A 5,283-nucleotide genomic window follows, 5' to 3' on the forward strand; every position below is an offset into this window, starting at 1 on the left:
CCACCACCACGTCCGCCCGCCCCTCCCGGAGCGCCCGGCCCGCGTCCAGCGTGGAGGGCAGGTCCACCCAGCGCACGTCGGAGGTGCGCAGCCCCGCGCGCGCCAGCACCCACAGGGCGAAGTAGTGCGACGAGCCGCCCGGATACACGCCCACCCGCTTGCCGCGCAGGCTGGCCAGGTCCGGCACGCCCACCGCCGCCATGGCCTCCTGGCCCCGGCTGCGCCCCACGAGCATCACCGTGCGCGGCGCCGCGTCCCTCAAGGTCGGCGCCCACGACGCGAGCCGGTCCACCGACAGGGCCGCCATGTCCACGCCGCCGTTCTCCGCGCCCACGGACAGGGCCTGCTTCAGCTCCTCCTCACGGGCGAAGAGCACCGCGCGGGCGTCCAGGGCGTAGGCCGTCTTGAGCAGCCCCTGCGCGGCGCCCGGGGGCGTGGCGGGGTTGTCCAGGGTGGTGGCGCCGCCGGTGGCCACGAGCAGCGCGGAGGCTGAACCCCGCGGGGTGAAGCCGATGAGCACGGGCCTGAGCGGCACCGACGCCACGTCCGCCACCGGGGCCGCGACGCCCGCCGGGAAGTCGCCCGGGGACAGCCGCACCGCTTCACGGGTGGAGGGAAAGAAGCGCGCCTGCAGGCGGTCGAGGTAACCCGCCCGCGAGGCGAACACGTACCCCGCGCCCAGGACGCAGAGCGCGAGGAAGAGAAAGAGGCCGGGTCCGCGGTGCAGCTTCATCCGTGTGCGCCGGCCCCTTTCATGGGGGGAGACCTACTTGATCTCCACCTTCTTGCCGATGGTCTTTTCCGGACCCGCGCCCACGTCCGACACCGGCGCGGGGCTGTCCATCAGGCCCATCTCCATCTTGAACTGCTTCACCAGCTCGTCGCCCTGGATCTTCTCCGCCTCTTCCTCGATGGCCGCGGCCTGGTGGTCCACCGACTCCAGCGCCATCTGCATGCGCGCCTCGTTGATGGCCGTCTTCTCCTGGACCTTGCGGAGCATCTCGTCGTGCGTGGAGTCCACGCCCGCGACGGTGAAGGACTCCATCGTGTCGGCGACCTTCGCCTGCCACTTGGCGCGCCGCGCGTCCCGGACGGCGTTCATCGCCTCCTGGGTCTTGCGGTCCTTCTCGCGCATGAACGCCTTCTTGACGTTCAGGGCCTTCTCATAGGCCTGCTTCGCGATGTCCAGCTGCGCCTGGTTGCGCGCGAGGGCTTCCTTCTCCCCCTGGAGCTTGGTCGCGTAGGTGCCGGCCAGGTCGTCCCGGCCCGCCTGGATGGCGGCCTTCACCTTGGCGGTCAGCTCCCGCACGTCCTGCTGGTACTTCATGTTCTCCTTCTCGAGCAGCGTCACATTCGCCCGGACCATGGCGATGGACTCGTTCATCTTGGGGACCTGATCGTTCAGGTCACGGATGTTCTGCTCGAGAATCAGCTCCGGATCCTCGATGGAGGAGACGAAGAAGCCCGCGAAGCTCCGCATCGCTCTCTTGAATCGCTGCCACATGTCGGCTCTCACCTCCGCCTGTGCGTAATCCCAGTCACCTTACACGAACTCCGCCGCCCACAAGCATCCAGCCGCAAGGCGCGTGTCATCGTGACTACGCCTGCCCGGAACGGATGATTGCCCCCAGAACAGCCACCGCCCGCCAGCCCGGCCGGGTCCAGGGCCACCGGTCGGCCCCGCCCGCCACTCCCTGTCCCTTAAAGGGGCCACCCGGGGTCGCGAAAGACGCTGTGGCCATGAACTTGCCGGGTGGGGAGGAAGCGGGGAAAACGAGCGTGTCGAATGGACCCAACCCCTCCCGTTGCCTTTGAAGATGAGCTCGCGCGGGTGGTGGCCGCCCAACGAAGGCGCGTCCTGGGTGCCGGGGCGGCGGTGCGGCTGGTGGGCACGGTCGTGTTCTTCGCCGTCAGCCTGGGGCTGTGGCTGACGGGCGCCCGGGACTGGGCCCACTACCCGCCCCTGCTGCTCTGCTACGGCGGCGTGGTGGCGCTGCTGTTCGCGCTGCGCTCCAAGCCCCTGACGAAGCAGCTGGGCGTCGTCCAGTCGCTGGTGGACGTGGGGCTGGTGTTCGGTCTTCAGCAGCTGGCCCTGCCGGTGTCGCCCTTCCCCGCGGGCGTGGCGGGCTTCAGCCTGGGGCTGTTCGCGCTGGTGGTGGCGCTGTCCGGCCTGGAGCTGATGCCCTGGCTCGTCTATGGCGCGGCGGGGCTGGCGTCGCTCTCCCAGGCCGTCCTCATGCACCAGGCGGGCGTGGGCCCCGGAGCCATGGCCGTGGCGGCGGTGACGCTGGTGCTGGTGGCGGCGGTGAGCCACTACGGCACCGGGCGGCTGCGGCACCTGGCCATGGACCTGTCGCACGCGGAGGTGTCCCGGCAGCTGGAGGCCCGCCGCACCCACGACGTGGAGGACGCCCACCGCACCATCGAGCGGATGCTGGCGGAGGCCCACGCGCGCAACGCCCAGCTGGAGGCGCTCCAGGCCCACCAGGAGCAGCTGATGCAGTTCCTGGTGCACGACCTGCGCTCGCCGCTGTCCGCCGTGACGCTGTCGCTGTCGTGGATGGAGCAGGAGCTGCCCATCGGCACGCCGATGGTGGAATCCGTGCGCACGGGCCTGGCCGTCACCGCGCGCCTGGACCGGATGATCTCCGACCTGCTGGACGTGCCCCGGCTGGAGCAGGGCCGGCTGTCCCCGCGCAAGCAGCCCTTCCCGGTGGCGCCCCTCTTCGACGAGGTGCGCCGCTCGCTGGATGGCGCGGCCCGGCTTCGGAAGATCAAGCTGGAGCTGTCATGTCCGCCGGGCTTCCAGCTGGTGGGCGACGCGGGCCTGCTCATCCGCGTGGTGGAGAACCTGGCCACCAACGCGCTCCGCTACGCCCCGTCCGGCGGGCGGGTGCGCCTGGAGGCCGGTGAGGCGGAGGGCTTCCAGTGGCTGGCGGTGCGCAACGACGGCATCGCCATTCCGCCGGAGGCGCGCGAGTCCCTCTTCGACAAGTACATGCAGGGCCACCGCGAGAAGGAGGGCCGCCGGGGCTACGGCCTGGGGCTGTACTTCTCCCGGCTGGCGGCGGAGGCCCATGGCGGGCGGCTGGCGGTGGAGGACGCGGAGGGCTGGGCCACGTCCTTCGTGCTGCGCCTGCCCCGCGCGAAGCCGGCCTCGCAGCCGTCCGTGGATCCGACGGCCGCCCAGCAGCGCCGCTAGGACGCCTTCAGCTTCGCCCGGGCGAAGAGCTTCGTCGCCTGCGTGCGGGCGTTGGCCAGCACCGCGTTCGCGTCCAGCGTCGTCAGCTCGCCCTCGCGCAGCACCAGCTTGCCGTCGATGAGCACGTGCGACACGTCCGTGGAGCGCGCCGAGTACACCAGCGGCCCCGTGACGTCCTCCGGCAGCGGGCAGAAGTGGAAGCCGCGCGTGTCCACCACGGTGAGGTCCGCGCGCTTGCCGGCCTCCACGGAGCCGACCTCGTCCTCCAGGCCCAGGGCGCGAGCGCCGTGCAGCGTGGCCATCTCCAGGACGTGCATGGGCGTCATCGCCACCGGGCCCACGCGCGGGTTGTGCAGCACGGACGCGAGCCGCATCTCGTGGAACAAATCCAGCGTGTTGTTGCACGGGGCGCCGTCCGCCCCCAGCGCCACGGGGATGCCGTCCTTCAAGAGCTCCGGCACGCGCGCGTAGCCCGAAGCGAGCTTCAGGTTGGAGCCCGGGCAGTGGCACACCACCGTGCCGGACTCGCGCAAGAGGCGCTGCTCCTCGCCCTCCACCCACACGCAGTGGGCCAGGGTGACCTGGGGGCCCGTGAGCCCCAGCCCGTGGAAGAAGGCGATGTTGTCATGGCCCGTCACCTGGCGGACCACGTCCGTCTCCGTGCGGTTCTCGCTGGCGTGCGAGTGGATGCGCACGCCCTTCTCCCGCGACAGCCGGCCCACCTCGCGCAAGAGCTCCGGCGAGCAGGACAGGGCGAAGCGCGGCGCGAACGCGTAGCGCAGGCGGTTGTCGTGGGTGCCGTGCCAGCGCTCCATCAGCGCCAGGCTCTCCGACAGGGAGTCCGCCGTCGTCTCACGCAGGCCGGCGGGCACCTCCGCGCCGGAGTCCATCATCGCCTTGCCGCCAACGAGCCGGAAGCCGCTGTCGCGCGCGGACTCGAAGACGGCGTCGTAGTGGTGCACGGTGCCCATGTCGAGCGCCGCCGTGGAGCCGGAGCGGATGAGCTCCGCGAAGGTGAGGTCCGCGCTGGCGCGCAGGGACGCCGCGTCGTGCGCCGCCTCCATGGGCCAGATGCGCTCCTTCAGCCAGTCCAGCAGCTCGCGCTTGTCCGCGTGGCCGCGGAACAGCGTCTGGCAGGCATGCAGGTGGCCGTGGATGAGGCCGGGCATCACCACCTGCCCGGTGAGGTCCAGGACGCGGCGGGCGCCCTTCACCTTCAGGCCCCGGCCCACCTTGGCGATGCGCCCGTCCTGCACGAGCACGTCCGCGCGAGGCAGCACCTCGCGGTCGCGGTTCATGGTGACGACGGTGGCGCCAGTCAGAAGCAAGTCCACGTGGGAGATGTCCTAGAGGAAGGAACGGGTGAAGGCGTGCGGCAGCAGCTCGCTGAGCGGGTAGCGCGCCTCCTGCCCGTTGAGGGTGCGGCTTCGCACCGGAAGGTCAGGCCCGGCGAACTCCGCCATCACCTGGCGGCACATGCCGCACGGGGGACAGGGCTCCGGGGTGTCCACGACGACGGCCACGGCCACCGGCTTCTCGCGGCCCTGGGCCACGCCCGCGACGAACGCGTTGCGCTCCGCGCAGACGGTGAGGCCATAGGTGGCGTTCTCCACGTTGCAGCCGGCCACGATGGAGCCGTCCGCGTAGAGCACGGCGGCCCCCACGGGGAACTTGGAGTACGGCACGTGCGCGCGCTGACGCACCCGCAGGGCTTCCTCGAACAGCCGCTCCCAGGGAATCTCGTCCGCCATGCCGCCCTCCTTCGCGGGACGCCGGCCACCGGCGCCCGCGTCCATCCGGGACGCCCGCTAGCGGGCGCCCCGGGGTTCATCCTTGGTCTGGTCGTCCAGGTGCCTGGCGATGGCCAGCTCCAGCTCCACCGGCAGCTCCAGGAAGCGCACGCGCACCACCGGACCCGACATGCCGGCCTTGGGGGGCAGCACCTCGCCGCGCACCTGCACCTCTTCCAGGGACGGGGGCAGCGCGAAGCGCACCTCCACGGTCTGGCCCGGGTCCAGCGCCTCACCCACCCATCCCACACCGCCCAGGGACAGGTCCCCCGCGCGGTCCAGGAAGGCCTC

5 protein-coding genes and 1 pseudogene are annotated in these 5,283 nt (G+C 71.6%); 1 reads left to right on the plus strand and 5 read right to left on the minus strand.

From position 1 onward, the window contains the following. Both D7V80_RS40055 and D7V80_RS40060 read right to left on the minus strand, forming a co-directional pair. Nucleotides 1-733 (minus strand): annotated as a pseudogene (locus D7V80_RS40055) (hypothetical protein); the annotation flags it as partial. A gap of 33 nt (nucleotides 734-766) precedes the next feature. Next, nucleotides 767-1,504: a PspA/IM30 family protein gene (locus tag D7V80_RS40060; protein WP_014398969.1), complete on the minus strand. Its 738-nt coding sequence runs from the start codon at nucleotides 1,502-1,504 to the stop codon at nucleotides 767-769. 282 nt (nucleotides 1,505-1,786) lie between these two features. Here D7V80_RS40060 and D7V80_RS40065 point away from each other — a divergent pair, with 282 nt between their 5' ends. Continuing rightward, nucleotides 1,787-3,202 carry a sensor histidine kinase KdpD gene (locus tag D7V80_RS40065; protein ID WP_120593031.1) on the plus strand — a complete coding sequence of 472 codons (1,416 nt, stop codon included), beginning with the start codon at nucleotides 1,787-1,789 and terminating at the stop codon, nucleotides 3,200-3,202. Here D7V80_RS40065 and D7V80_RS40070 read toward each other — a convergent pair. The 3 genes from D7V80_RS40070 to D7V80_RS43775 form a co-directional block, all read right to left on the minus strand. Then, nucleotides 3,199-4,536, minus strand: a complete 1,338-nt coding sequence (locus D7V80_RS40070; RefSeq protein WP_120593032.1) for a 5'-deoxyadenosine deaminase — start codon at nucleotides 4,534-4,536, stop codon at nucleotides 3,199-3,201. The genes D7V80_RS40065 and D7V80_RS40070 overlap by 4 nt on opposite strands. Before the next feature lie 12 nt (nucleotides 4,537-4,548). Then, a complete protein-coding gene (locus D7V80_RS40075) occupies nucleotides 4,549-4,953 on the minus strand; it encodes a cytidine deaminase (protein WP_014398972.1) in 405 nt (134 codons plus the stop codon). A 57-nt stretch (nucleotides 4,954-5,010) separates the two neighbouring features. Then, on the minus strand, nucleotides 5,011-5,283 hold a 273-nt coding region (locus tag D7V80_RS43775), incomplete at its 5' end, for a PilZ domain-containing protein (RefSeq protein WP_120593033.1).

Source organism: Corallococcus sp. CA054B, from assembly GCF_003611625.1.
GTDB classification, from domain to species: domain Bacteria; phylum Myxococcota; class Myxococcia; order Myxococcales; family Myxococcaceae; genus Corallococcus; species Corallococcus coralloides.

What these genes read in the sequence shown, in the direction of transcription:
- D7V80_RS40060 (WP_014398969.1), bottom strand. Translation starts at nt 1,504, where the DNA reads ATGTGGCAGCGATTCAAGAGAGCGATGCGGAGCTTCGCGGGCTTCTTC.
- D7V80_RS40075 (WP_014398972.1), bottom strand. Translation starts at nt 4,953, where the DNA reads ATGGCGGACGAGATTCCCTGGGAGCGGCTGTTCGAGGAAGCCCTGCGG.
- D7V80_RS40065 (WP_120593031.1), top strand. Translation starts at nt 1,787, where the DNA reads ATGGACCCAACCCCTCCCGTTGCCTTTGAAGATGAGCTCGCGCGGGTG.